General features: G+C 64.0%; 27 protein-coding genes. 14 read left to right on the plus strand and 13 right to left on the minus strand.

Translation table 11 applies throughout. The features are described from left to right. The coding region (locus JOZ06_RS12775; protein WP_293232995.1) for an MFS transporter at window positions 1-1,169 on the minus strand (1,169 nt) is incomplete at its 3' end. An 85-nt stretch (window positions 1,170-1,254) separates the two neighbouring features. Here JOZ06_RS12775 and JOZ06_RS12780 point away from each other — a divergent pair. Beyond that, window positions 1,255-1,656, plus strand: coding sequence for an OsmC family protein (locus tag JOZ06_RS12780; protein ID WP_293232996.1), 402 nt, complete (start codon window positions 1,255-1,257; stop codon window positions 1,654-1,656). Between the two features lie 2 nt (window positions 1,657-1,658). Next, window positions 1,659-2,525, plus strand: a complete 867-nt coding sequence (locus tag JOZ06_RS12785) for a pirin family protein (protein WP_293232998.1) — start codon at window positions 1,659-1,661, stop codon at window positions 2,523-2,525. 33 nt (window positions 2,526-2,558) lie between these two features. Here JOZ06_RS12785 and JOZ06_RS12790 read toward each other — a convergent pair whose 3' ends face one another. Beyond that, on the minus strand, window positions 2,559-3,362 hold the full coding sequence (locus JOZ06_RS12790; protein WP_293233000.1) for an arylamine N-acetyltransferase: 804 nt from the start codon (window positions 3,360-3,362) through the stop codon (window positions 2,559-2,561). Between the two features lie 224 nt (window positions 3,363-3,586). Between JOZ06_RS12790 and JOZ06_RS12795 the strand changes: the two genes are divergently transcribed. Together JOZ06_RS12795 and JOZ06_RS12800 are read left to right on the plus strand one after the other, a co-directional pair. After that, complete coding sequence (locus tag JOZ06_RS12795; RefSeq protein WP_293233002.1) at window positions 3,587-4,345, plus strand: SDR family oxidoreductase; 759 nt, start codon at window positions 3,587-3,589, stop codon at window positions 4,343-4,345. 122 nt (window positions 4,346-4,467) lie between these two features. Continuing rightward, window positions 4,468-5,763, plus strand: coding sequence for an HD domain-containing phosphohydrolase (locus JOZ06_RS12800; protein ID WP_293233004.1), 1,296 nt, complete (start codon window positions 4,468-4,470; stop codon window positions 5,761-5,763). Between the two features lie 64 nt (window positions 5,764-5,827). Here the strand turns inward: JOZ06_RS12800 and JOZ06_RS12805 are convergent, their stop codons facing one another. Both JOZ06_RS12805 and ggt read right to left on the minus strand, forming a co-directional pair. Further along, on the minus strand, window positions 5,828-7,717 hold the full coding sequence (locus JOZ06_RS12805) for an SAM-dependent methyltransferase (protein ID WP_293233006.1): 1,890 nt from the start codon (window positions 7,715-7,717) through the stop codon (window positions 5,828-5,830). A 76-nt stretch (window positions 7,718-7,793) separates the two neighbouring features. Further along, window positions 7,794-9,557: a gamma-glutamyltransferase gene (ggt, locus tag JOZ06_RS12810; RefSeq protein WP_293233008.1), complete on the minus strand. Its 1,764-nt coding sequence runs from the start codon at window positions 9,555-9,557 to the stop codon at window positions 7,794-7,796. Window positions 9,558-9,670: 113 nt separating this feature from the next. Between ggt and folE the strand changes: the two genes are divergently transcribed. Both folE and JOZ06_RS12820 read left to right on the plus strand, forming a co-directional pair. Next, entirely contained in the window at window positions 9,671-10,378 is a 708-nt protein-coding gene (folE, locus tag JOZ06_RS12815) for a GTP cyclohydrolase I (protein WP_293233009.1), read from the plus strand. A 2-nt stretch (window positions 10,379-10,380) separates the two neighbouring features. Then, the gene (locus JOZ06_RS12820) at window positions 10,381-10,806 is read left to right on the plus strand and encodes a BLUF domain-containing protein (RefSeq protein WP_293233011.1); all 426 of its coding nucleotides are present in this window, start codon (window positions 10,381-10,383) and stop codon (window positions 10,804-10,806) included. Between the two features lie 112 nt (window positions 10,807-10,918). Here the strand turns inward: JOZ06_RS12820 and JOZ06_RS12825 are convergent, their stop codons facing one another. Next, window positions 10,919-11,491, minus strand: a complete 573-nt coding sequence (locus JOZ06_RS12825) for a flavodoxin family protein (RefSeq protein ID WP_293233013.1) — start codon at window positions 11,489-11,491, stop codon at window positions 10,919-10,921. 121 nt (window positions 11,492-11,612) lie between these two features. Between JOZ06_RS12825 and JOZ06_RS12830 the strand changes: the two genes are divergently transcribed. The 4 genes from JOZ06_RS12830 to JOZ06_RS12845 all read left to right on the plus strand — a co-directional run bounded on the left by JOZ06_RS12830 (window position 11,613) and on the right by JOZ06_RS12845 (window position 17,101). Continuing rightward, window positions 11,613-12,068: a MaoC family dehydratase gene (locus JOZ06_RS12830; RefSeq protein WP_293233015.1), complete on the plus strand. Its 456-nt coding sequence runs from the start codon at window positions 11,613-11,615 to the stop codon at window positions 12,066-12,068. A gap of 331 nt (window positions 12,069-12,399) precedes the next feature. After that, window positions 12,400-13,683 (plus strand): dicarboxylate/amino acid:cation symporter, encoded by a 1,284-nt coding sequence (locus JOZ06_RS12835; RefSeq protein ID WP_293233017.1) that lies wholly within the window; start codon window positions 12,400-12,402, stop codon window positions 13,681-13,683. 237 nt (window positions 13,684-13,920) lie between these two features. Beyond that, the gene (locus JOZ06_RS12840; RefSeq protein ID WP_293233019.1) at window positions 13,921-15,789 is read left to right on the plus strand and encodes an ATP-binding protein; all 1,869 of its coding nucleotides are present in this window, start codon (window positions 13,921-13,923) and stop codon (window positions 15,787-15,789) included. Next, window positions 15,782-17,101, plus strand: a complete 1,320-nt coding sequence (locus JOZ06_RS12845) for a sigma-54 dependent transcriptional regulator (protein ID WP_293233021.1) — start codon at window positions 15,782-15,784, stop codon at window positions 17,099-17,101. Before JOZ06_RS12840 ends, JOZ06_RS12845 begins: the two co-directional genes overlap by 8 nt. Here JOZ06_RS12845 and JOZ06_RS12850 read toward each other — a convergent pair whose 3' ends face one another. Both JOZ06_RS12850 and JOZ06_RS12855 read right to left on the minus strand, forming a co-directional pair. Beyond that, window positions 17,102-17,473, minus strand: coding sequence for a hypothetical protein (locus tag JOZ06_RS12850; protein WP_293233023.1), 372 nt, complete (start codon window positions 17,471-17,473; stop codon window positions 17,102-17,104). It abuts the gene before it with no gap. Window positions 17,474-17,634: 161 nt separating this feature from the next. After that, a complete protein-coding gene (locus JOZ06_RS12855) occupies window positions 17,635-18,282 on the minus strand; it encodes a TetR family transcriptional regulator (protein ID WP_293233025.1) in 648 nt (215 codons plus the stop codon). Between the two features lie 143 nt (window positions 18,283-18,425). On the opposite strand from JOZ06_RS12855, the gene JOZ06_RS12860 reads away from it, so the two are divergent. Next, window positions 18,426-19,553, plus strand: a complete 1,128-nt coding sequence (locus tag JOZ06_RS12860) for a succinylglutamate desuccinylase/aspartoacylase family protein (protein WP_293233026.1) — start codon at window positions 18,426-18,428, stop codon at window positions 19,551-19,553. Between the two features lie 37 nt (window positions 19,554-19,590). Here JOZ06_RS12860 and JOZ06_RS12865 read toward each other — a convergent pair whose 3' ends face one another. The 5 genes from JOZ06_RS12865 to JOZ06_RS12885 form a co-directional block, all read right to left on the minus strand. Beyond that, complete coding sequence (locus JOZ06_RS12865) at window positions 19,591-20,358, minus strand: ATP-binding cassette domain-containing protein (protein WP_293233028.1); 768 nt, start codon at window positions 20,356-20,358, stop codon at window positions 19,591-19,593. 12 nt (window positions 20,359-20,370) lie between these two features. Continuing rightward, window positions 20,371-21,087: an ABC transporter permease gene (locus tag JOZ06_RS12870; protein ID WP_293233030.1), complete on the minus strand. Its 717-nt coding sequence runs from the start codon at window positions 21,085-21,087 to the stop codon at window positions 20,371-20,373. Further along, window positions 21,084-21,773, minus strand: a complete 690-nt coding sequence (gene hisQ, locus JOZ06_RS12875) for an ABC transporter permease (RefSeq protein ID WP_293233032.1) — start codon at window positions 21,771-21,773, stop codon at window positions 21,084-21,086. Before hisQ ends, JOZ06_RS12870 begins: the two co-directional genes overlap by 4 nt. Window positions 21,774-21,909: 136 nt before the next feature. After that, a complete protein-coding gene (locus tag JOZ06_RS12880; RefSeq protein WP_293233034.1) occupies window positions 21,910-22,692 on the minus strand; it encodes an ABC transporter substrate-binding protein in 783 nt (260 codons plus the stop codon). 458 nt (window positions 22,693-23,150) lie between these two features. Further along, window positions 23,151-23,936 carry an ABC transporter substrate-binding protein gene (locus JOZ06_RS12885; protein ID WP_293233036.1) on the minus strand — a complete coding sequence of 262 codons (786 nt, stop codon included), beginning with the start codon at window positions 23,934-23,936 and terminating at the stop codon, window positions 23,151-23,153. A 194-nt stretch (window positions 23,937-24,130) separates the two neighbouring features. On the opposite strand from JOZ06_RS12885, the gene JOZ06_RS12890 reads away from it, so the two are divergent. Genes JOZ06_RS12890 through JOZ06_RS12900 form a run of 3 tightly spaced genes read left to right on the plus strand, consistent with a single transcriptional unit; the run spans window position 24,131 to window position 25,627 of the window. Next, on the plus strand, window positions 24,131-24,487 hold the full coding sequence (locus JOZ06_RS12890; RefSeq protein WP_293233038.1) for a copper resistance protein CopC: 357 nt from the start codon (window positions 24,131-24,133) through the stop codon (window positions 24,485-24,487). After that, on the plus strand, window positions 24,484-25,293 hold the full coding sequence (locus JOZ06_RS12895; protein ID WP_293233040.1) for a CopD family protein: 810 nt from the start codon (window positions 24,484-24,486) through the stop codon (window positions 25,291-25,293). The genes JOZ06_RS12890 and JOZ06_RS12895 overlap by 4 nt, the downstream gene beginning before the upstream one ends. Before the next feature lies 1 nt (window position 25,294). Then, window positions 25,295-25,627, plus strand: a complete 333-nt coding sequence (locus tag JOZ06_RS12900; protein WP_293233042.1) for an MGMT family protein — start codon at window positions 25,295-25,297, stop codon at window positions 25,625-25,627. A gap of 16 nt (window positions 25,628-25,643) precedes the next feature. Here the strand turns inward: JOZ06_RS12900 and JOZ06_RS12905 are convergent, their stop codons facing one another. Continuing rightward, a complete protein-coding gene (locus tag JOZ06_RS12905) occupies window positions 25,644-26,000 on the minus strand; it encodes a translation initiation factor Sui1 (RefSeq protein WP_293233044.1) in 357 nt (118 codons plus the stop codon). Window positions 26,001-26,086 lie beyond the last annotated feature (86 nt).

The following is a 26,086-nucleotide window of genomic DNA, read 5'->3' on the forward strand; positions in this document are numbered from 1 at the left end:
CGCGCCGCCGCCAGCATGGCGCCGGACAGCATCGCCGCGCTGACGAAATAGCCGGCGGGACCGAGCCAGCCCATGATCAACGAGCACAACACCGGCCCGAGCGTCCCGCCCAGCGCGTACATCATCAGCAGCGTGGCGTTGGCCTCGACCCGGCGCCGCGGCGGCATGGCGTCGTTGACGATGCCGCTCAGCGTGCCGTAGAAGGTAAAAGCGATGCAGACGAACAGCATGGTCAGCGGCAGCAACAGCCAAGTCGCCAGCACCTGGCTCAGAATCAGCGCCAACACCAGCACCGCCAGCGCCGAGCGCGACAGCAGCTCGGCCCGGTTGCCGCGGTCGGCCCACTTGCCCATCGGCCATTGCAGCACCGGCGCGGCCAGCAGGGTCAGCCCCATGAAGTCGCCGACGTGGGTATTGCTGTAGTGCAGTTGGCTTAGCACCACCGGCATCATCGCGTAAAACGCGCTGTTGAAACTGCCGGCCACCAGGGCGCCGGCCCAGCCCAACGGCGCGCGCCGGTGAAGCTGCAACAGTGTGCGCAGCGCCTGGCGCCAGAGGTTGCCCGGCGCCGACTCCGTCACCGGCAACGGCTGTTGCCGCGTCAGCGTCACCGGGATGATGGCCAAGGTGAACAGCATGGCCACGACGATGAACGGCCAGCCCGGCTGGTCGAACGGCAGGCGCAGCAACCATTGCCCGGCGCTGGCGCCAAGGTAGCTGATGATCATGTAGAGCGAAAACAGCTGGCCGCGCTGCGCATTGCTGACGCAGGCGTTGAGCCAGCTCTCCACCACCATGAACACGCCGCAAATCGCCAGGCCGTTGGCGAAGCGGCTGACGAGCCACAGCAGCGCGCCATGCAGCAGCGACTGCGCCAACGCCACCAGACACACGGTCGCCGCCAACACGGCGAAGGCGCGATGGTGGCCATAGTCGCGCACGATGCCGCTGCAGGCGAAACCGCCGAGAAAGAAGCCGCCGTAATAGGCCGACTGGATGACGCCGGCCATGGCCACCGGCACGCCATCGGCCAATAGGCTGAGCGACGTCTGCGTGCTGGCCAGCGCGTTGCCGACCATCAACAGCGCATAGGCCAGCAGCAGGCTCGCCACCACCTGCAGCAGGTTGAACCAAGGTCGTGCCGGCGCTTGTTCCACGGCGTCTGTCATCGCTGCGTCTCCCTGTACGTCCCTTTCACTATGGGCGACTTTTGCATTAATGTTGTTGTACTGAATAAAACAAACGGAGAACGTGATGACAATCGTCATTGAGCGCGACCTATCGGCGCCGATGCGCCATACGGTGCAGATCGGCCAGCACCGGCTGGTGGTGGACATGGGCGAAGCGGAAGGCGGCAGCGGCAGCGGCCCCAATCCGCATGATTTGTACGACGCCGCGCTCGGCGCCTGCAAAGCGCTGACCATGCTGTGGTACGCGCAACGCAAGAACATCGATGTGGGCGACATCCGCGTGACCGTGGCGCGCGACGACAGCCAGGAAAGCCAAGGCACCTACCGGTTGCAGGCGCGCATCGCGCTCGACCCCTCGCTCGACGATGCCACCCGGCAAAAGCTCATGGCGATTGCCGACCGCTGCCCGGTGCACAAATTGATGACGCAAGTCACGACCGTCATCGACACCGTGGCCGAGGTCTGACGATGAGCAGCCTGATATTGTTGCCGTCGCCGGAGAAGGATCTGGGCGGGGGGTTCGTCGTGCGGCGCAGCCTACCGGCGGCGGCCTGCCGCGCGGTGGGGCCGTTCGTGTTTTTCGATCACATGGGACCGGTGCGCGAAACCCCGGGCCACGCGCATGACGTGCGGCCGCATCCGCACATTGGGCTCGCCACCGTCACCTACCTGTTCGCCGGCGCGATGATGCACCGCGATAGCCTAGGCTCGGTGCAGCGCATCGAGCCCGGCGCGATCAACTGGATGACCGCCGGCCGCGGCATCGTGCATTCGGAGCGCAAACCGGAAGACCTGCTGGACCAAACCTTCGACCTGCACGGGCTGCAGTTATGGTGCGCGCTGCCGCGCGAGGCCGAGGAGTGCGAGCCGGCCTTCGCGCACACGCCGGCCGCCGCCTTGCCGCAAATCGAGGTCGACGGCGCAACCGTGCGCGTGCTGATCGGCGAGGCGTTCGGCGCGCGCTCGCCGGTGGCCACCTTCAGCGAAACCGTGTATCTGGATCTGCAATTGACGCCTGAGAGCGATCTGGCGCTGCCGGATCACGTCGCCGAGCGCGCGGTCTACGCCGTCGACGGCGAAATCGAACTCAACGGCGAGCGGGTGCCGCCGCGCACGATGGCGGTCTTGGCGCCGGATTGCGCCTGGCGGCTGACCGCGCCCGCCGACGCGCGCGCGGTGCTGATCGGCGGCGCGCCGCTGGACGGACCGCGGGCGATGTGGTGGAACTTCGTCTCCAGCCGGCGCGAGCGCATCGAGGAAGCGAAAGCGGATTGGCAGGCACAGCGCATGGGCGCCATCCCGGGCGAAACGGAGTGGATCCCGCTGCCGGGGTAGGGCCTGTGGCGCACTGCCTTCGGCGAGTGCGCCCTACGCGAGTGCGCGGCCGGCCGCGAATAGCCGTTCCGCCTGCGCCACGTCCACGTCGATGCCAAAGTGTTTGCCGAGGCTGCGGCGCAAGGTGGCGCTGTCGCCGATCGGCTGTTCCAGCCGGTCGGCGCCGAGCGTGAGGATCAAGCGCGTTCCGGCCAGACTGATGCGGCCGTCCGGGCGCGCCAGCGAACACAGCGGCTTTTGGGTGAAATGCGACTCGGGCGAATGCTGATGATAGGCGCAGCGCTGGGCAAAGGCCTCGATGGCATGCGCCGCCAGCGTGAAGCGGTACTGCGGCCGCCAGTGACCCGCTTGCTTGCAACGCTCGAGCACCAGTTGACCATGCATTTCCACGAGGCGGTAACTGGCGTCCGGCTGGTGGCTGATGGAACCGGCCAGCGGCAGCGGCAGTAAAAAGGAATCGCCGAAGCCGACGTCGGCCAGGTAGTCGCCTTCGTCGAAACGCACCCGCAACAGCAAGTGATCGAACGCGGGTCCGAATGCCTCGCCATCGAATACCTCCGCCGAGAGCAAGCTGACATCGAAACCCAAGGCATCCAGCAGGCGGGCAAACGCCTCATTGACTTCGTAACAGAAACCGCCGCGCCGGCGCGTGACCAATTTGGCCAGCAGCCCCGCCTCATCCAAACGCACCGGCTCGTCGAGGAACAAGCTCAGATTCTCGAACGGCACCGTGCGCAAATGCTGCAAGTGGAGCTGCGCCAGTCCTTCGGGCGACCGCTCCACGTCATCGCGAATGCCGATACGCGCCAAGTACGCCTGTCTCGCCAGCTCATCCATCCTCTGTCCCCCTGCCCGTTCCCGGTCACCGTAGCCCGCATGGCAACCATCCTACCTGACCATAGCCGAGAATGCGTCCGTCTGGACAGGATGACGGCCAAACCGGCCGGATTGTTCGTTTATTTTGGAAAGTTCATCCAGATTGTCGATATTTATCTAACAGTTTCAGGCACCTACACTGCAGACCAGAGCCGGACAAGACCGTCCGTTAAGGAGAGCATCGCATGAACAGCAAGATCGCATTGATCACCGGCGGCAGCCGCGGTTTGGGCAAGAGCATGGCGCTCCACCTGGCCTCCCACGGCGTCGACGTCATTCTGACTTACCGCAGCCAAGACGCCGAGGCCCTGGCGGTGGTGCGCGAAATCACGGCGCAGGGCCGGCTCGCCGTGGCGTTGCCGCTGGACGTGGGCACGAGCGCCGGGTTTCCGGCGTTTGCCCAGGCGGTGCGGGCCGCATTGCAGACGCACTGGCAGCGCGACTCGCTGGACTTCCTGGTCAACAACGCCGGCATCGGCATCCACGCCGCCTTCGCCGACACCAGCGAGGTGCAATTCGACCAACTGATGAACATCCACCTCAAAGGCACGTTCTTCTTGACGCAAACGCTGCTGCCCTTGATCGCCGACGGCGGCCGCATCGTCAATCTGTCGTCGGGGCTGGCGCGCTTCGCCCTGCCGGGCTATGCCGCCTACGCGGCGATGAAGGGCGCGATCGAGGTGCTGACGCGCTATATGGCCAAGGAACTCGGCCCGCGCGGCATCGCGGTGAACGTGGTGGCGCCGGGGGCGATCGAGACCGATTTCGGCGGCGGCGCCGTGCGCGACAACGCGCAAGTGAATGCCTTCATCGCCGGCCAGACGGCGCTCGGCCGCGCCGGCCTGCCGGACGACATCGGCGGCGTAGTGGCGGCGCTGTTGACCGAGGACTGCCGCTGGATCAACGGCCAGCGCATCGAGGTATCGGGCGGGATGATGCTGTAGCACCCAACCCGGGCGGCTGGCGCAGCAGCGTCGGACGCCCGGCCGATCGGACGGCAAAGCACCATTCCCCTATCTACAATAGGGTCATCGTCACTCAAAATGCATACGCTGAAGAGAATACGATGGCCGTCATCAATACCGAAGCTCACTCCCATGCCGTGCTCAACGTACGTCTGTTCGACATGATCGCGGCCTTGTCCACCACGCTGGACCTGCTCGATCCGCAACTGGGCTCGCACCAGAAGCGCACCTGTCTGATCGCCGCCCAAATCGGCATGACCATGTCGTTGCCGCTGGCCGACTATCAGAGCCTGTTCATCGCCGCGATCTTCCACGACATCGGCGCGCTGGCCCTGCACGACCGCTTGCGGCTATTGGCCTTCGAGGACACCGAGCCGCATCAGCACGCCCAGATGGGCGCGCAATTACTGGCGCGCTTCGACACCTTCCAGCCCTATGCGCCGCTGCTCGCGTTTCATCACGTGCCCTGGGCGCACGGCGAGGGGCAAACCTTCGAAGGTCAGCCGGTGCCGATGCTGAGCCATCTGATTCATCTTGCCGACCGCATCGAGGTGTTGGCGCAAGGGCACGCCAACATCCTGGCGGAGGTCGGCGACATCCGTCTGCGCGTGCAGGAAAACAGCGGCGCCATGTTCTGCCCCGAGCAGGTCAACGCTTTCATGCAGGTATCGCAGATCGAGCGCTTCTGGCTCGATCTGTTTTCCGTCAATCTCGATCAGATCCTGCGCGCGCTGGCGCCGTTCAACGACATCGAGCTCGATTTGCAGCAACTGATGCGGTTCGCGCAGTTTTTCGCCTTGATCATCGACTCGCGCAGCCACTTCACCACCACCCACTCGGCCGGCGTGGCCATCTGTGCCGAAACGCTGGCCAAATACATGGGCATGAGCGAGGTCGAGGCCGCCAAGATGCGCATTGCCGGTTATCTGCACGATACCGGCAAGCTGGCCGTGCCGTGCGAGTACATCAACCGCGGCGGTCCGCTGACCTGGGAGGAGACGGCGCGGGTGCGCGCGCATAGCTACATCACCCATGACATTCTCAGCCGGATCAACGGCCTGGGCGATATCGCCGAATGGGCGTCCCATCACCACGAACGCCTGGACGGCAGCGGCTACCCGTTTCACAAGAGCGCCGACCGGCTGAGCCTGGGTTCGCGCATCATGGCGGTGGCCGATGTCTACACCGCGCTGAGCGAAGACCGCCCCTATCGCGCCGGTCTGCCGGCGCCCGAGGTCTTCGCCCATCTGGAGGATCTGGTGGCGGCGCGCCAATTGGAGGCGACGGTGGTCGCGGTGCTCAAGCACCATCACGACCGCATCGGCGCGCTCTGCCACGAGGTGCAGCAGCGCGAGGGCGAGGCCCTGAACGCGTTTTGGCGGCTGGCAGGCAACTAGGGACGTGCATTGCCTGCGGAGAATGTACGACGATGGCGGGTGCTCGCCTCGCCCCACACATCGCTCACACCTCGGCATGCATGATGTGCGAGATGCCGGCAAAGTGCAGCCCGTCCTCGCGCGCATCCAGATAGCGCCGGTTGAGCGCCATGGCGGTATGGTCCTCGACCCGGGCAAAGCCCAAGGCGTGAAGCCGATCGGCGAGTTCGGCCGGGTCGAAGCGGCACTTCACCGGCTCGCCCCTCTGCGCGAGCCGCGTCATCATGCCGGCCTGGATGCTCTGTTCCAGCGGTCCCATCGCCGCCGGCGCGAGCGAATAGTCGAACACCACGCCGCTGCCCGCGGCGCACGCGGCGACGAACGCCAGCGTGCGCATCGCCGCCTCCGGCGCCAAATACATGACCACGCCCAGCCAAGAGAAGAAAGCCGGTTCGTCGTGGCGGAAGCCGGCGGCGTCAAGCCCATGCGCCAGGGTCTCCTCCTCGAAGCTGACCGGCACGTAGCGCACCGCGGCCGGCTCGGCGATGCCGCATTCGGCCAGGTGCGCCCGCTTCCATTGCTGCGTGACCGGCAAGTCCACCTCGAACACCACCGTATCCGGCGCCGCCGCGCCTCGATAGCCGAACGTGTCGAGCCCGGCGCCGAGCACCACGTACTGGCGCACGCCGCGCCGCGCGGCCTCGGTCCACAAGTCTTCCGTCAAACGGCTGCGCACCGCCAACGCGCTGCGCAACCCCATGGCGAACGGGTTGGCGAAGCGCTCGGGTTCGGCGCGCATGGCCTCGGCCTCTTCGCGGCCGATCATGGCCATCGCCATCGGGTCGTCGAACACCCGCGGCACATCGAAACATTGGTGCGCCGCGCGGTGCACGGCGACCATGAAGGCGCTGGGCTTGGGCGCGCCGGGATCGCTGCGGGTTTGATAGGGCGCGTAGACATGCTCCATCGCCTGATGCACCCAGTCGATCAGCGGATTGTCGACGCCGATGTGCTGCATCAGGCGCGGCTCTTGCAGGAAGGCGCGGCGGATTTTGGCCTCCAACGCCTTGTCGTCGCCGAAATACGAGTCGGCGAACAGCGCCATCCAGCGGCGCGCCAACGATTGGGCGCGCTCGTCCGAAGCGGGCACCCCTTGCTGTCTCGCCTGGCGCGCCTCGGCGATCAATACCGCCCAGGCGGGGCCGTGCTGCCGCTGGCGCGCCAGCACGGCGCGTTGCTCCGCCTCGCTCAAGTACGGCGCCAACAGCGCGCAATGCGCATGGGCGAAGCCATCGGCAAGCCAGGTCATCATCGCCGGCGTCAGACCGCGGATCTGTTGCGCGCGCGGCTCGGCGGCGAACAAATCGCGCAATTTCATCGCCAGCGCCACGTCGTTGCCGGTGATGTCGCGCAACAACAAGCCCCAGCGCCAGCCGAGCTCGCGGCCGGCCGGGCCGTCCGCCGTCTCGCCGCGCGCCATGGCCTCGCGCGCCTCGGCGGTCAGCGCCGCCCAGGTCGCGGTCAAGGCATCGCCGTCGCGCGCTTCCTGCTCATGCAAGGTCTGTAGCTCTTCGGGCGATAAGTGTTTTTCCATCATTGCCATCATCTCCAAAATCGACAGCCAATCGCCGATGTCCGCGCCGCGCGGCTCGGCCATGCGCGTGCGCAGGCGCTCCAGGCGGTTTTTCAGCATCTGGGTCTGTCTGAGTTGCCGGTCAAGGAAGGCAATGTGTTGGTCGAGCAGGCTCGGATCGGGCGTGGCGGCCGCCAGCAGCCGGCGCATGTCCGCCAGCGGGTAGCCCAATTGCCGCAGCACCAGGATGCGGTGCAGCCGTTCGACGTCGTCCTGGCTGTAGAGCCGGAAACCGCCGTCGCTGCGCCCGGATGGCGACAACAGCCCGACGTGGTCGTAATGATGCAAGGTGCGCACCGTCAGTCCGGTGCGACGGGCGAGTTCGCCGATTTTCAGCCACATGACCTTCCTCCTGGCGGCAATCTAAACTATGACGTTACGTCAGGATCAAGCGGTTGGCCAGCATGAGCAAAATCGGTCAGTTTCCCATCGCCACGCCCTCGCGGCGCGGATCGGCGCCGCCGATCCAGCCGCCGGGCGCGCGCACGATGGCCGCCAGGCCGCTGGTCATATCGGTCAGCACCACCTGATGGCCGCGCGCTGCGAGCTCAGGCGCCAGCGCGTCGAGCCCGCGGCTCGCCTCCAGCTCGGTCGGCCCGTTGCGGCTGCCGTAATGCGGCAAGGACACCGCCTGCTGCGGGTCGAGACGCCAATCGAGCAAGCCGATCAACGTCTGCGCCACATAGTTGATGATCACGCTGCCGCCCGGCGACCCGGTGACGGCGTACAGCTTGCCTTTGCCGTCGAACACCAGCATCGGCGCCATGCTGCTGCGCGGCCGTTTGCCGCCTTCGACGCGGTTGGCCACCGGCCGCCCTTGCTCGACCGGGTTAAAGGAAAAATCGGTCAATTGGTTGTTCAGCAGAAAACCGCGGCCGGGCACCATGACGCGGCTGCCGAACTGGTCCTCGATGGAGGTGGTCATGCTCAGCGCCCGGCCGAAGCGGTCGACGATCACGATCTGGCTGGTACAGGGCAGCTCGAGCGCGTTGTCCCGGCCCCATGCCTGCGGCGCGCCGGGCAAGCTCCCCGGCAAGGCCTTGCCCAGCGATTTTTGCGGGTCGATCAGCCGGCTGCGCGCGGCCAGATAAGCCGGATCGAGCAATTGCCGCACCGGCACCGGCGCGAAACCGGGATCGGCCAGATATTGGCCGCGGTCGGCAAACGCCAAGCGGCCGGCCTCGCTGAACAGGTGCACGGTATCGACCGACTGCGGCGGCAGGGTGGACAAGGGGAAACGCTGCAGCATGCCCAGCATTTGCAGCACGGCCACGCCGCCGGAGCTCGGCGGCCCCATGCCGCACAGCCGGTAGTCGCGATAGTCGCCGCAGACCGGCGCGCGCTCGCGCGCCCGGTAACGACGCAAATCGGCCAGCGTCATGTCGCCGGGATTGCCCGGCGCCCGCGCGACGGCGTCGACGATGTCGCGCGCGAGCGCGCCCTGATAGAAGGCACTGGGGCCATGGCGGGCGATCAGGCGCAGCGTGGCGGCGTAATCGGGGTTCTTCAGCAGGGTGCCGATCGGCTTGGGCCGGCCGTCGGGGTTGTAAAAGTAGCGGCGCGCCGTCGCGTCTTGCGCCAGAAAACGTTCGCCGGCAAGCAGGCCATAGAGCCGGGGAGATAGCGGAAAGCCTTGTTCGGCCTGGCGGATCGCCGGCTGAAACAGCGTCGCCCATGGCAACCGGCCATAACGCCGATGCGCCATGGCCAACATGGCCAGCACGCCAGGCACGCCCACCGAGCGGCCGCCGACCACGGCGCGATAGAAATCCATCGTCTGGCCGTCGGCGCGCAGGAAGCGATCCGGCGTGGCCGCCGCCGGCGCGGTTTCGCGGCCGTCGAACGTCGTCACGCGCCGGCCATCGAAAAACACCAGGAAGGCGCCGCCGCCGATGCCGGAGGACTGCGGTTCGGTCAAGCCGAGCATGGCCTGGGCGGCAATGGCGGCATCGACCGCGCTGCCGCCCTGCGCAAGCATGCTCAGGCCCGCCTGCGTCGAGAGCGGCGTCGCCGTCACGATCATCGCATGGGGCCGCTCGGCCGCCGCCTTGGCGTTGAACCCCGTGGCCGCCTCGGGCGCCGACGGGCCGGCAAGCGCCGGCAGCGCGCATAACGCGGCGAATACCCCTAAGCAATGTAAGTATTTGAATTGGCGGCAGATGGCCAAATATTCTCGTTTCATGCGTATACTTGTCCTTTGTGGTTTATGCAATACGCAACGTACACTCTTAAAGTATTAGTACCATCGGGCGGCAGTCCGGCGCCCACTGTCCCTCCAGAACAGGTCTTTACCTCATGAGCACTTCTGAACAAGAAAAAGGCCAAAGCGCCACGCCGGCATCGCAGCGCATCCGCGCGCGGCTGCAAGCCGCCGGCAAGCGCTTTCACGCCAACGACAATATCGCCGATTTCATCGAGGCAGGCGAACTCGACCAACTGCAGGCCGAAGTACAGCAAAGCATGCAACAGGTGCTGCAAAGCCTGGTGATCGACACGGAAAACGACCACAACACGCAGGAGACCGCCAAGCGGGTGGCCAAGATGTTCGTGCGCGAGGTCTTCAAGGGCCGCTATGCGCCGATGCCGGCGTCGACCGAGTTCCCCAATGTCGAGCAGCTGAACGAACTGATGATTGTCGGCCCGATCACCGTGCGCAGCGCCTGCTCGCACCATCTGTGCCCGATCATGGGCCGGGTGTGGGTCGGCGTCATGCCCAACGAGCACTCCAATTTGATCGGACTGTCGAAGTACGCGCGCTTGATCGATTGGGTCATGACGCGGCCGCAGATCCAGGAGGAAGCAGTGTCGCACATGGCCGACCTCTTGATGAAGAAGCTGCAGCCGGACGGACTCGCCATCGTCATGGAAGCCGATCATTTCTGCATGCACTGGCGCGGCGTCAAGGACAACCAGTCTAAAATGACCAATAGCGTGATGCGCGGTTCATTCCTGCGCGACGCCAATCTGCGCCGCGAGTTTCTGTCTCTGATCCACAGGGGGTAATCATGTTGGTCCGCCTGATTTATGCCAGCCATACGCAGGACGCCATCTCGGGCAAACTGATCGATGACATCCTGGCGCAATCGCAGACGCGCAATCCCGCCAACGGCATCACCGGGCTGTTGTGCTACAGCCAGAATACGTTCGTGCAAGTCCTGGAAGGCGGCCGCGCCGAGGTCAACAAACTGTTCCAACTGCTGGCGCAGGACAAGCGCCATCAAGACGTCACCCTGTTGAAGTACGAGGAAATCACCGAACGCCGCTACGCCAACTGGGCGATGGCGCGCGTGGCGCTCGACAAGCTCAACATGTCGCTACTGTTGCGCTATTCGGATCAAGCACGGCTCGACCCTTTCTCGGTCAGCGGCGAGAGCACCGCGCGCCTGCTGGAGGCGCTGGCCGAGGCCGGCGCGCTGTGCTCGCGGGACTAGGACGTGTCGTCATCAGCGGTGCACTGCCTGCGGCGAGTGCACCCTACGCAAAGGGGTGTCCGGTTGCGTAGGGCGTAATCGCCGCGCAACGCGCGGCATTGCGCCGAACACCTTAACCGAACTTGGCCGCGAGTTCCGCCACGCGCCGGCCCAGCTGACGCGCGGTTTCCAGGTCGCCCGAACGCGGCGCCTCATCCGGAGAAGCGTCCGACGGCGCAATGGCCAAGGCGCCGCCGAAACCCGCGGTCCAGTTGACGTCCGCCGGGCCGTGCGCCTTGGTGTTGGCGGGCATCAGCCCGGTGCCGACCCAGATCTGGCCATGCTGCTGCGACAGGGTGAACAGGTAATTGATGGTCGAGCCTTTGTCGCCGTTGACCGAGGCCGACGTGGTGAATCCGGCGGCCAACTTGTTTTTCCACGCCTGCACGAACCAGGGTTTCGACGACGCGTCGGCGAATTTCTTGAATTGCCACGCCGGGCCGCCCATATAGGTCGGGCTGCCGTAAATGATGGCATCGGCTTGGCCGAGCGCATCGAACGCGCCGTCGGGCAGATTGCCCTCGGCATCGATGCGGTAGATCTCGACCTTGGCGCCCGCCACGCCGGCTGCGCCTTCGCGCACGGCCTCGGCTTGCTTGGCGGTATGTCCGTATCCACTGAAGTACACGATGGCAATGCTGGCCATGTTTTACGCTCCTTGTCGTCGACAAAAAAACAATACGCCCAGGAAAGGCGCCGATAGTCTTTTATAGACCATCCGCATGCAGCCTTTTCTCATTTCATTCATTTTGCAGAGGAGAAGACCCATGACGACCGCCGCGCCGCGCTACTTGCAGGATTTCGCCTTAGGCCAAACCTTTGCCAGCGCGCAGTACGAAATGACCATCGAGGCGATCAAGGCCTTCGCCGCCCAGTTCGACCCGCAGCCGTTCCATCTGGACGAGGCCGCGGCGCGCGACACGCTGTTCGCCGGTCTCGCGGCCAGCGGCTGGCATACCGCCTCGGTCACCATGCGGCTGTTGGTCGGCAGCGGCCTGGCGGTGGCGGGCGGGCTCGTCGGCGCCGGCGCCGAACTGCGCTGGCCTCGCCCAACGCGGCCCGGAGACGTGCTGCAGGTCTTCAGCGAAGTGCTTGAGATCAAGGTCTCGCCGCACCGTCCGGAGCGCGGCCTGGTCGCGCTCAAGAGCGAAACACGCAACCAACATGGCGATGTGGTGCAGGTGATGACCTCGCGCCTGTCGGTGCCCGCGCGCGGTCACTGACCGCCTGGCGTTCGGTTTTTCGAACGCATCCACCCCCCGTCCATCCGGAAAACCAAACGCGCCGCAAAGCACATTTGGTTTTTTCTTTTTGTATCAATACGTTACAAAAACACGCCACCGGCCTATAGCTGGCACGCCGCATGCTAAATAAGCGGCATCGATGACAATAAGACGGCCATGAGCCGTCCGCGGTAGCGGGACAGCCGCAGCATCGTGCGCACACACACAACCCAAGGCGTCCCACGGGAGGCTGGACGGACAGGGCAACGCAACGACGGTTCAGGCTTCGACACCGTTAACGCGTGCCGGCGTTTTAGAACCGGAGACTGTAATGAAATCGAACAAAATCACCATGTGGGTCGGCATTGCGCTGATCCTCGGTATCGTAGTCGGCTTCTTGTGTCACAACTCGCTCGACGCGGCGTCGGCCAAGAACGTCGCCGGCAATCTTTCCATCCTCACCGACGTCTTCCTGCGCATGATCAAAATGATCATCGGTCCGTTGGTGTTCTCCACTCTGGTCGTGGGCATCGCCAATTCGGACACCAAGTCGGTGGGCCGCATCGGCACCAAGGCGATGGCCTGGTTCATCGGCGCCTCGCTGGTGTCGCTGCTGATCGGCATGTTCTACGCCAACGTGCTGCAACCGGGCGTCGGCTACAACCTGCCGATGCCGACCGGCAGCAGCGGCCTGAAGACCAGCGCCATCAACCTGCATGACTTCATTTCGCACATGTTCCCGAAGAGCTTCTTCGAGGCCATGACCAATAATGAAATGCTGCAGATCGTGGTGTTCTCGCTGTTCTTCGGCATCTCGATGGCGCAGCTCAAGAACCGCTTCCCGACCACCCTGGTGAAGATGCTGGACGACGTGGCCCACACCATGCTCAAGCTGACCGGCATCGTCATGGCCTTCGCGCCGCTGGGCGTGTTCGGCGCCGTGGCTTCCACCATCTCCACCCAAGGTCTGGGCGTGCTGGTCATCTACGCCCGCTTCCTCGGCGCCTTCATCGTCGCCATCGCCACGCTGTGGGTCTTCCTGCTCGGCATCGGCTACCTCTATCTGGGCCGCCGCATCTTCGCGCTGATGAAGAAGATCCGCGCCCCGATGATGCTGGGTTTCGCCACCGCGAGCTCGGAAGCCGCCTTCCCGAAAGTACTGGAACAGCTGGACGCCTTCGGCGTGGACAGCAAGATCTCCGGCTTCGTGCTGCCGCTGGGCTACTCGTTCAACCTGGCCGCCTCGGTGATGTACGCGTCGTTCGCCGCGCTGTTCATCGCGCAGGTCTATAACATTCCGATGTCGCTCGGCAGCCAGCTGACCATGCTGTTGGTGCTGATGGTGACGAGCAAGGGGATCGCCGGCGTGCCGCGCGCCTCGCTGGTGGTGGTGGCCGCCGTGCTACCGATGTTCCACCTGCCGGAAACCGGCATCATGCTGATCCTGGGCATCGACCAATTCCTGGACATGATCCGCACGACCACCAACGTGATGGCCAACTCGATCGCCACCACCACCGTGGCCAAGATGGAAAATATGCTGGGCGAGGAACAACCCGACGTCGTGGGTGTCGCCGCCGAACCGGTTACGCAGCTGGCCAATCAAGAGATTTGAGCGACTGAGAGGCCTTTGTTTGGCGCGGCGGGGGATTCCCTGCCGCGCTTTTTTACATGCCGATCTTCAATTCCCTCGAATTCGGGGGAATAGGGATGACCCGTGCGTTGCCTGCGGCGAACACACGCTACGATTGATGGCGGCGCCGATAAAACAAAGCTTGATCGGATGGTTTGCCATACCCAATCAATCTAACTATGCTCGCCGAGATAGTAACTTTTCTTGCTTAGTCACTTTATGTCGAAGCGCCGCTCCCTGTCCGGCTCCGCGCTGTATCTGGCGCTCATCGCCCTGATCGTCGCCGGCTTCGCCTTCTGGGCGTTCAATGTCAGCCTGTCGTCGTCGCTGGCCGACCTGGAAAACGGCGCCAACCAGCGGCTGGATCTGTACACCGCGACGCTGGATAGCGAGGTGGAGCGGTTCGCGCGGCTGCCGGGCGTGCTCGGCCTGTCGCCGGCCGTCAACAGCCTCTTGGACGCCCCGCGCGATCTCGCGCTGCAAAATCAGGTCAACCGCTATCTGGAGCATCTGACCGAGCGCACCGGCGCAACCGCGATCTACATCATGGACCGCCATGGCCGCGTCATTGCCGCCAGCAACTGGCAACAGCCGGACAGCTTCCTGGGCGAGAACGACGCCTTCCGCCCTTATTTCAAGGAGGCGATCATCGGCCAGAGCAGCCGCTTCTTCGGCATCGGCACCACGCGCAGCGAGCCGGGCTACTACCTGTCGCAGGCGCTGGACGACAATGGCGGCGGCAAGGTCATCGGCGTGGCGGTGGTCAAGATCAGCCTTGCGCGGCTGGAGCACACCTGGAGCCAGAACAAGGCGCTGGTCTGGGTGGCCGACGCCAACCGCGTCATCATTCTAGCGTCTCGGCCGGAGTGGAAGTTCGCCACGCTTGGCCTGCTGCCGGCCAACGAACTCAACCAGTTCGATCAAACGCGCCAATACAACCGTCTCCGGCTCAAGCCGCTGAAAATCGATTTTCTGCGCCAACAGTCCAGCGATGCCCGCGTGGTGCGCTGGCAGGCGCCGCCCGGCGTGGCCGAATCGACATGGCACCGTTATCTGGAACAGACGCGTCCGCTATCCGGCAGCAACTGGCAGCTGTCGGTGCTGGTCAGTCTGGCGCCGGCCTACAGCCTGGCTTACAGCCGCGCCGGCCTCGCGGCGGTGCTGGCCATCCTGATTCTGACCGGGCTCGTGCTGCTCAACGAGCGCCGCCGCCGGCTTCGCGACAAGCTGGCGGCGCGCGAGGCGCTGCAGCGCGCCTACCGGCAATTGGAGCAAAAGGTCGAGGAGCGCACGGCCGATCTATTGGCCGCCAATCAGCAGCTGAAGGAGGAAGTGATCGAGCGCACCCGCGCCGAAACCCACTTGCGTCAAACCCAGGCGGAGCTGGTCCAGGCCGGCAAGATGGCGGTGATCGGCCAATTGTCGGCGCAGATCGCGCATGAGCTGAACCAGCCGCTGGCGGCGCTCTCCACGCTGTCGGCCAATACGGTCAAATACCTGGCGCGCGGCAACCTGGACACCGCCAGCGGCAATTTGGAAACCATCGGCCAACTGGTCGAGCGCATGGGCCGCATCACCGGCGCGCTGCGTTCGTTCGCGCACAAATCGCAGGCCAGCAGCGGCCAGGCGGAGCTCACGCGCACGCTCGACAACGCGCTCTTTCTGGTCGATCAGCGGCTGCGCCATGGCGCCATCGAAGTGCGGCGCGAAGAAGCGCCGGGCCTGGTGGCCGATTGCGACCCCAACCGCCTGGAGCAAGTGCTGGTCAATCTGCTGACCAATGCGCTCGATGCCCTGCAGGATCAAGCCGGCGCGCTGATCGTCATCCGCGGCCGCCAGGACGGCGACCGCATCGAGCTGACGCTGCACGACAACGGCCACGGCTTCTCCGCCAAAAGCCTGCAGCATCTGTTCGAGCCGTTTTACACCACCAAACCGCCCGGGGTTGGCTTGGGCCTGGGGCTGACCTTGTCGGCCAGCATCGTCAGCGACGCCGGCGGCACGCTGACGGCGGCCAACCATCCGCAAGGCGGGGCGATCTTCACCCTGACCCTGCCCGCGCACTCCGGAGAGCACAACCATGTTTGAAGGCCTGTCCGTTCTTATCGTCGAAGACGATCCTAGCGTATTGCTCGGCTGCATGCAGGCCTTCGAGCTCGAAGGCATCGCCGTGGCCGGCGTCGGCAGCGCCGAGGAGGCGCTGCAGCAGATTGCGCACGGCTTTGCCGGCATCGTGGTCAGCGACATCCGCCTGCCCGGCACCGACGGCATGGCGCTGTTGAAGAAGCTGCGCGAATGCGACAACGCGCTGCCGGTGATCCTGATCACCGGTCACGGCGACATCCGCTTGGCGGTGCAGGCGATGAAGGATGGCGCCTACGATTTTCTGGAGAAGCCGTTCTCGCCGGAACGGCTGGTGGATGTGGCGTGCCGGGCGCTGGAACAGCGCCGGCTCGGTTTGGCGGTACGCAACCTGGAACAACAGCTGCAAAGCAAATTCACGCTGGAAACGCAGCTGATCGGCCACTCGCCGGCCATGGCGCGCATCCGCGCGATGATTGCCGACCTGGCCGACACCGCCGCCAACGTGTTGATCCACGGTGAAACCGGCTCCGGCAAGGAGCTGGTCGCGCGCTGCCTGCACATGGCGAGCAAGCGCAGCGAACGGCCGTTCGTGGCGCTCAACTGCGGCGGGCTCAGCGACACGCTGTTCGAAAGCGAGCTCTTTGGCCATGAGGCGCATGCCTTCACCGATGCCAAGAAAAAACGCATCGGCAAGTTCGAGTACGCCAACGGCGGCACCCTGCTGTTCGACGAAATCGAGAGCATGCCGATCGCGCAGCAAATCAAGCTGTTACGCGTGCTGCAGGAGCGCAGTTTCGAGCGGTTGGGCTCGAACACGCCGGTGCAGCTCGATTGCCGCATCGTGGCGGCCACCAAGTTCGACCTCAAGGCGATGAGCGACGCCGGCCAATTCCGCTCCGACCTCTATTACCGGCTCAACGTGGTGTCGCTGGAGCTGCCGCCGCTACGCGAGCGGCGCGAGGACATCCCGCTCTTGTTCGAGCATTTTCTGCTGCAGGCCTGCGCCCGTTTCGACCGCGCCACGCCGACGCTGGAACCGGACGAACAAGCGCTGCTGTTGGGCCACGATTGGCCTGGCAACGTGCGCGAGCTGCGCAACGTGGCCGAGCGTTTCGCGCTTGGCATCCGCACGCCGCTGCTGCCCGAGGCGCGCGGCGGCGACACGCCGTCGCTGGCGCAAAGCGTCGAGGATTTCGAGCGCGTGCTGATCGCCGAAGCGTTGCGGCGTCACGACGGCAACCTGAGCCGGGCCAGCGAATCGCTGAAGATCCCCAAGACCACGCTGTTCGACAAGGTCAGAAAGTACGGGCTGTAGTTATTCGCAGCGGAAGCGCACCGCAACCTTGTGGTCTTCGTCGCTTTGGCCGAAGTTGCTCGACACGATGCCAAAAGTCATGATCTTGACCGCGGCGGAGGCCACGGTATTGGTCACCTTGACGGCATCGCCCTGCTCATCCTGCTTGGATACTTCGGCGCGTTCGAGGAACACCGCCTTGCGGCGCGTCGAGTCGCAATGGTCGTTGGCCTTGCCAACCGCATCGTTCAACGCATCGCGGTAATTGGAAGACGTGGAAATAGCCGTATAGGTATCGTTCTCTTGCGGAAGAAGCGTTGCCTTGTAAGAAGCGCAAGCCGATAGCATGCTGGCGAGCAGCAACATGCCGACGCGCGTGGGAAGAGCCTTCATCAATGTTCTCTCTTTTTTCTAAATAAAAGACGCTTGGTTCGCGTTCTTACTCAGAAATTCCCACAGCAACCGTCTTTTAAGACATGTCCTAGGACTGGGGTCAGGTGTTCGGCGCAATGTCGCGCGTTGCGCGCCGATTGCGCCCTACGCGGCGGAGCGTCCTAGCGAGGGGCCAGCGCGCCGAACCACATCGCGTCGAGCGCATGACAGAGCTCGGCGCGAAAATCGAGCCGCAAGATGGCCAGATCGGGCTCGTCGCGCAAGGCGACGAGTCCGGGATGCGCGTCCAGCGCTTGCCACAACCCGATGCACAGCCCCCAGGTTTGCAATAGAAAGGCCGCGCCGCGCCCAGCCAACCGGGGGGTGCGCATCTCCAGCACCGCTCCCGCCTGTGCCAAGCCCAGCGCCAAGCGGCGCTTGAACGCCAGCATTTCGGCCAGGGGAAGGTTCTGCTCCAGCACCGCGTTGGCCATGCCGGCCAGCGACAACAGTTCGCGCTGTTCGGCCAGATAGGCCGACAGGGCCGGGGCAATATGCGAAGCGGCGGCTTCCGCCTCGGCGGGCATGGCGCGCAACAGCGGCAGCAGTCCTGCCAACAGGCGATCGAAACTGTCTTCCAGCAGGGCGATGAAAATCGCCTCCTTGGTGCGGAAAGACAGATAGACGCTGCCTTTGGCCACGCCGGCCGCCTCGGCGATCTGCGCCACGGTCGGCAGTTGGCCGGAATGGCGGTAAAGCGTTTGCGCGGCGGCAAGCAGCGTGGCGCGGCGCGCATGGCGCTGATCGTCGGTCAGGGCTTTTCGTGGCATGAGAGGCGGTCAAGAAAGAAAGGACGACAGTCGAGTTTATCATCCCTGGCCGCGCCGTAGCCCCCTCCGCCGCTCCCACAACGTCGCCCAGATGGCATACCATGAATAGATAACCAAAAAATCGAACTCCTAGAGGAGAGTGCATGCATATCCATCATCATCCGTTGCGATCCCCCAGCCTAGGCAGCCAGCGCACGGTCACCAGTTTCCACTTCGGCCCGGCCGGCCAAGGCGAGAAAGTCTATATCCAAGCCAGCCTTCATGCCGACGAGCTGCCCGGCATGCTGGTCGCCTGGCATCTGAAGCAACAGCTGTCCTCATTGGAAGACGCGGGCAGGCTGTTGGGCGAGATCGTGCTGGTGCCGGCGGCGAACCCGATCGGCCTCAATCAGAACCAGAGCCAGAATCTGCTCGGCCGCTTCGAGCTGCAAAGCGGCCAGAACTTCAATCGCCACTACCCGCAACTCGCCCAAGGCATCTATCCGGACATCCGCGCGGCGCTCGGCCAGGACGCGACCGCCAATACCGCCTTGATCCGCCGGCATATGCAGCAATACCTGAACCGGCTGCAGCCGGAAACCGAACTGCAATCGCTGCGGCTCACCTTGCATAAACTCGCGGTGGATGCCGACGTGGTGCTGGATTTGCACTGCGACTTCCGCGCCGCGCTGCACGTCTATACCGGCACGCCGCTGTGGCCGCAATGCGAGCCCTTGGCGCGCTATCTGGGCGCCAGCGCCTCGCTGCTCGCCACCGAGTCGGGCGACCAGCCGTTCGACGAGGCCTGCAGCCAGCCATGGTGGCAGCTGCGCGAACTGTTGGCGGCCGATGGCCTGTCGGCCAACATCGCATTGAGCTGTCTGGCGGTCACCGTGGAGCTGCGCGGCCAGCACGAGGTCAACCATGCGTTGGCGCGGCAAGACGCGGAGGGAATATTGAACTTCTTGCGGTTGCGCGGCGTGGTCGACGAACCGGTGCCGCCGCTGCCTGAACTGCCTTACCCCGCCACGCCGCTGGCGGGCTCGGAGGACTTGTTCGCGCCGCAGGCCGGCGTGGTCGTCTACCATGCCGAGCCGGGCCACGCGGTGAAACGCGGCGATTTGATCGCCGAAATCATCGATCCGATCAGCGACCAAACCAGCGAAGTCCGCGCCAACCGGGGCGGCATGCTGTACGCCACCAGCCACCGCACCTATGCCACGGCGGGCATGGGCATCGCCAAGGTGGCGAGCGCCGACACGTTTAAAACCGGGAAACTCTTGACGGCATGACGACAGCGTCCGGCGGGCGCCGGACGCTGAGCGACGGTTACTTGAGACTACCGGACAGGAAGGCCTTCAGACGCTCGCTCTTGGTATTGCCGAACACCTCTTCCGGCGAGCCCTCTTCCTCGACGTGCCCCTGATGCAGGAACATCACGTGGCTCGACACGTTGCGGGCAAAGCCCATTTCGTGCGTCACCACAATCATGGTGCGGCCTTCCTCGGCCAGCGCCTGCATCACCTTCAACACTTCGCCCACCAGCTCCGGGTCAAGCGCGGAGGTCGGTTCGTCGAACAGCATGACTTCCGGCTCCATCGCCAGCGCGCGGGCGATCGCCACGCGCTGCTGCTGGCCGCCGGACAGGTGCGCCGGATATTTTTCCTGCGCGCGCTCGTCCAGACCCACCTTGCGCAGGTATTTGATCGCCCGTTCGGTGGCTTCCGCCTTGCTCATGCCGAGCACATGGACCGGCGCCTCGATGACGTTCTCCAGCACGGTCATGTGCCCCCACAGATTGAAGTGCTGGAACACCATGGCGAGCTTGGTGCGCATCTTCTGCAGCTGATCGTGGTTGGCCGGGATCAGTTCGCCGCTCTTGACGCGCTGCATGCGCAGCTCTTCACCGTTGACGACGATGCTGCCCTCATGCGGCTTTTCCAGGCAGTTGATGCAGCGCAGGAAGGTACTCTTGCCCGAACCGGAGGAGCCGATGATGCTGATCACGTCGCCCGCCTTGGCGGTCAGGGAAATGCCCTTGAGCACTTCCAGATCTCCGAAGCGCTTGTGAATGTTCTTGATAATCAACTTGTCCATCATGCGATCCAATCAGTGTGCGCTGGCCGGCCGCAGATGCGCCAGCCACTTCTTTTCGGCCTTGCGGAACAGGCCGACCAGGATGAAGGTAATGCAAAGGTAGAGCAGCGCCGCCAAGCCGAAGGCATTGAACGAATCGTAGGTGGCGGAGTTGGCGTCGCGGGCTACCTTGAGAATGTCCGGCACGGTGGCGGTAAAGGCCACGGTGGTCGAGTGCAGCATCAGAATCACCTCGTTGCTGTACGCCGGCAACGCGCGCCGCAGCGCCGAGGGGATGATCACCCGCCGATAGAGGGTGAACTTGTTCATGCCGTAGGCGCGGCCCGCCTCGATCTCGCCATAGGGCGTCGCCTTGATGGCGCCGGCGAAGATCTCGGTGGTATAGGCGCAGGTATTGAGCGCGAACGCCAAGATCGTGCAGTTGTAGCCGTCGCGGAAAAACGCGTTCAACAAATCGACGTGATGCACCGCGTCCAGGCTATAGACGCCGGTGTAGAAAAACAGCAGCTGCACATACAGCGGCGTGCCGCGGAACACGTAGGTGAAGAGCCACACCGCGCCGGCCGCCCAGCGCGTCTTCGACACGCGGACCACCGCCAGCGGAATCGAGGTGACGAAACCCATCGCGATCGACAACGACAAGAGCCACATGGTGACGGCCAAGCCGGACAGATGATAGCCGTCGGTCCACAGAAACTGCTGCCAGAACTGTTGGATGATATCGATCATAGCTCGGCCTCCCGCACGCCGGTCGAATAGCGGCGTTCGAGCCACATCAGCACAAAATTGGACACCGTCGTCAGCATCAGGTAGACCGCGCCGGCGACCGTGGTGAAGAAAAAGACCTTATAGGTGCTCTTGCCGGCATCGATCGACAGCTTGACCACGTCGGCCAGGCCGATGATGGACACGAGCGCGGTGGCCTTGAGCATCACCTGCCAGTTGTTGGAGATGCCGGGCAGGGCGAAGCGCATCATCTGCGGAAACTGGATGCGATGGAACACCTGCCAATGGCTCATGCCATAAGCGCGGCCGGCTTCGATCTGGCCGCCGGGCACCGCCATGAAGGCGCCGCGCAACGTCTCGGTGAAATAGGCGCCGTAAATGAATCCGAGCGTGATGATGCCGGACACGAAGGGATCGAGATCGATCTGCGCCATGTGCTGCCAGTCGGTCAGCTTGTTCAGGCCGATTTGCAGGCTATAGAAAATCAACAACATCAATACCAGGTCCGGCACACCGCGGATAAGCGTGGTATAGACGGTGGACACAAGGCGCAAGAGCGGGTTGCCGGAGAGCTTGGCCGCCGCGCCGATCAGGCCGATGACGAATGCCAGGAACAGCGACAGGATCGCCAATTCCAATGTCACCACGGTCCCACCCCAAATGATGGAACCGAATCCATACAAAAACATGTTATTCCCCCCTCAGGGTGCCGCGCCGCATCCTGATGCCTTGCCAAAAGACAAGCCACCAACGCGACCGGCCGGCAAGCCGGTCACGTCGGCGGCTATTCGCCGCCTCCCGTCAGGGAGCGGCAGCCACGGCTAATTACTTGCCGTATACGTCAAAGGTGAAGTACTTCTTCTCGATTTTCTTGTAGGTGCCATCCTTGAGCATGCCGGCGATGGCCTTGTCGATGGCGGCCTTCAATGCGGTGTCTTCCTTACGCAGGCCGACACCGGCACCGGTACCCAGCGTCTTCGCGTCAACCAGGTCCTTGCCCGCAAAGCTGTAGCCCTTGCCTTCCGGCTTTTGCAGGAAACCTTGGTCCGCTTCGACGGCATCTTGCAGCGAGGCGTCCAGACGGCCGGCTTGCAGGTCGGCCAGCACCGCGTTCTGATCCTTGTACGGAACGACTTCTACACCGGCCGGCGCCCAGTGGACCTTGGCGTAGGTTTCCTGGATGGTGCCTTGCTCAACGCCGACACGCTTGCCCTTGAGCGAAGCGGCCGTCGGCATCAGGCCGGAGCCGTCCTTGGCGATCATGCGGGTCGGGGTGTTGAACAGCTTGTTGGAGAAGTTGATTTCCTTCAAGCGCGCCTCGGTCACCGACATCGACGACAGGATGCCGTCGAATTTCTTGGCCTTCAGTGCCGGAATCATGCCGTCGAAGTCGTTTTCCACCCAAACACACTTGGCTTGCAGACGACGGCAGATCTCATTGCCGAGGTCGATATCGAAGCCGACCAACTTGCCATCGGGTGCCTTGGACTCGAACGGCGCATAGCTTGCATCCACGCCGAAACGGACTTCTTGCCATTGGCCTGCCCATGCGCCGAAAGAGGCGGCCATCAGGCCCAGGGCGGCAACTGCTGCAAACGTCTTCTTCACTTGTTTCTCCTCAGAGACAAGATGCACTGCAACGATGAAAAAACCCGAACCATCATTTGGCCGGGTGTCGGGATAACTTTCACTCGTTCTCCGGGGTTATTGACCCTCTTTGACGGAGCAGGCTCCCTGTGTGCGGAAGCTTACGGACCCGAATGTTATATAAATGTGACGCTATGTCTATAGAATTTATTTTTACAATGTTGTAGGTGGATGTTGCGGCCTCCAGCCATTTTGGCCGTGACATCGCCTACTCAAACCATGACGCCCAGATAGCAACCCGTCCGATCGGACGGTATACCGGGAATATCAGTCATCACTCATGCACATGAGGGACGGATAGGAACAGATATTTCACAAAGAATCTCAATGACTTTGTAATATATTTTTTTATGCACACTGTTGCAGATTTGCAATGAAAAAGCCGCCGGGCCTAGCCGCGGCGGCTTCGTCCGGCCGGCTTACTGGCCGTAGACGTCGAAGCGGAAATAGCGCGCTTCGATCTTCTTGAAGGTGCCATCCTTCAACATGCCGGCGATGGCTTGGTCGATCGCCGCCTTCAACGCGGTATCCTCTTTGCGCAGACCCACCGCGGAACCGACGCCCAAGGTCTTGGGATCGTTCAGATCGTTGCCGGCAAAAGCGAAGCCCTTACCGTCCGGCTTTTGCAGGAACCCTTGGTCCGCCTCGATCGCATCTTGCAGCGTCGCGTCCAGACGGCCGCTCTTCAGGTCGGCCAGCACTTGGTTCTGACTTTGATAAGGAACGACTTCCACCCCGGCGGCGGCCCAGTGCAGCTTGGCGTAAGCTTCCTGAATCGTGCCCTGCTGCACGCCGACGCGTTTGCCCTTGAGCGAAGCGGCGGTCGGCATCAGCCCGGAGCCGGCCTTGGCGAGCATGCGCGTCGGGGTATTGAACAGCTTGCTGGAGAAGCCGATCTGCTTCTGGCGCGGCTCGGTCACCGACATCGACGACAGGATGCCATCGAACTTGCGCGCCTTGAGCGCCGGAATCAGGCCATCGAAATCATTTTCGACCCACACGCATTTCGCTTGCAGGCGCTTGCAGATCTCGTTGCCCAGATCGATGTCGAAACCGACCAGCTTACCGTCGGCGGCCTTCGACTCAAACGGCGGGTAGCTGGCTTCCACGCCAAAACGGATTTCTTTCCATTGGCTGGCGGATGCGCCCGCCGACACGGCCAGTAGCCCCACGGCGGCCAACGCCATCAACATGCTTTTTTTCATTATTTCTGCTTCCTCTAAATCAACGATGCCGGCCTAAGGACCCTAAGCCAGCGCCCAAAATGTCATGCCTGCGACATATCGCCACAGGGGCGCCACTATACACCCTATGTAGATAACAATGATTCCCGCCCTGTATCATGGCGACCTGCGCCTGATGATCTTGATCAAATAATCTGCTTTTTGTGGAGAATCGCATGCCTCGTTCCTTACTATGCCGGCTCGGTGCCGCCGCCTTGCTGCTCGTCGCTTATCAGACCGCGTGGGCGCACGCGCATCCCGCCGCCATGACCCCGGCGGCCAACAGCACGGTTGCCGCGCCCAAAGAGGTGCGCATGCGCTTTACCGAACCGCTGGAACCGGCGCTCAGCGCGCTGGAACTCGATGACGCGCAAGGGAAAAAGATCGGCAACGCCCCGTCCGCCGTCGATACGCCGGACTCGATGCGACTGCCGCTGCCGCCGCTCGCCGCCGGCGGCTATATGGTGAAATGGGTGGCGGTTGCCAAGGATGGCCACCGCACGCACGGCAGCTATATCTTCCACGTGCAATGACGGCATTTTGGTCCGACTGGAGCGTGCCGTTGTGCGCGGCGTGGCTTGACGCCGGCATTGCCCTTTATGTCGCCGGCTTGCTCTTCGGCACATCGGCAGCGCGGCGCGCCGGGATCGCAGGGCTGATCGGCGCGGCGCTTGCCGGCTATATAGCGGTTTCGACGACGGTCATGACCGACGCCACGCCCGCCGACTTTCCCAACGCGCTTAGCCTGGTGTTGAGACAAACACATTTCGGCGCCATGCAGCTTGTCGCGCTGACGGCCTGGATTTGCCTGTTGCTCGGCGGCCGGCAACGCATGCTCGCTTGGCTCGCGGCACTGACACTCGTTGCGGCGCGTGCCGCGACCGGCCATGCGGCCGACGCCGGCGTTCTGACGCCGGCGCTCATCGCGCACGTTCTGCATCTGAGCGGCATGGCCATCTGGGCGGGAACGGTCTGGCTGGCGGGGCTTGCCAATGCGGAAGATCCGGGGACCGAGATGCTGGCGCAGCAAGTGTCGACACTCGCCACCTGGGCGCTGGGGCTGATCGTGCTCACCGGATTATGGAACCTGGAGCGGGTCACGCACGGCGCACCGACGCGCGCCAGCCCCGACTACCTGCGCTGGCTGTGGGCCAAAGGCGCGCTGATCGCCGGCGCGGTCGGCCTGGGCGCGCTCAACCGCTGGCGCTATTTGCCCGGCGTCATGCGCCGGGACCCGCAGGCCAAACGCTATTTTTGGCGCATTTTGCGCGTGGAGGGCCTGTTGCTTGCGGCGGTCGTGATCGTCGCGGCGCGGCTGGCCGTCACCATGGCGGACTGAGATGAAAAAACCGTCGACCCCTCGCATGCTGGCCGCCATGCAACGCGTCGTCGCCGCCATTCCACCGGGCCGCGTCATGAGCTACGGCGCGGTGGCCCGCGCGGCGGGCTATCCGCGCCACGTGCGTATGGTGGCGCGGGCCTTGTCCTTGGCGCCGCAACCGATTCCATGGTTTCGCGTGCTCAACGCCCAAGGATACGTTCCCGTGCGCGGACTGACCGGCGAGGATGAATTGCAGCGGCTGCTGCTGGAGAACGAGGGCGTGACGTTCGACGCGCGCGGCCGCGTCGACATGCGCGCCCTCGCATGGTTTCCCGGCGGAAACGACGATTAGGGTCTGTCTGCCAACCCTAGCCGCCGTTCTGTTTAACCGCCCAGCCTTGCTGCGTCAGCAACGGGATCAGCGCCTCGACATGATCCCCCTGGATTTCGATCACACCGTCCTTGACCGTGCCACCGCTGCCGCAACGTTGCCGCAGGCCCTTGGCAAAGGCGGTCAGCGCCGCTTCGGCGAGCGGCACGCCGCGAATCACCGTCACGCCCTTGCCCTGCCGTCCCTTGGTTTCGCGGCGGATGCGCACGACCCCGTCCGTGGGCAACGCGGGCCGCGCCGCGGCGCACACGCAAGCCGCGATCGGCTGCCGGCATTGCGGACACATGCGGCCGTGTTCCGTCGAATACACCAGACCGCCCTTATCGGATTTCATCGGCCTCTCCTCCTCATGGGTTGGGCTCGCAGCATAGAGGATTTATCTGCATTTAGGCGCTGTCTGCAAGCCTTTTGATCCTGATT

This window comes from Paludibacterium sp. (assembly GCF_019232825.1).
Lineage (GTDB): Bacteria > Pseudomonadota > Gammaproteobacteria > Burkholderiales > Chromobacteriaceae > Paludibacterium.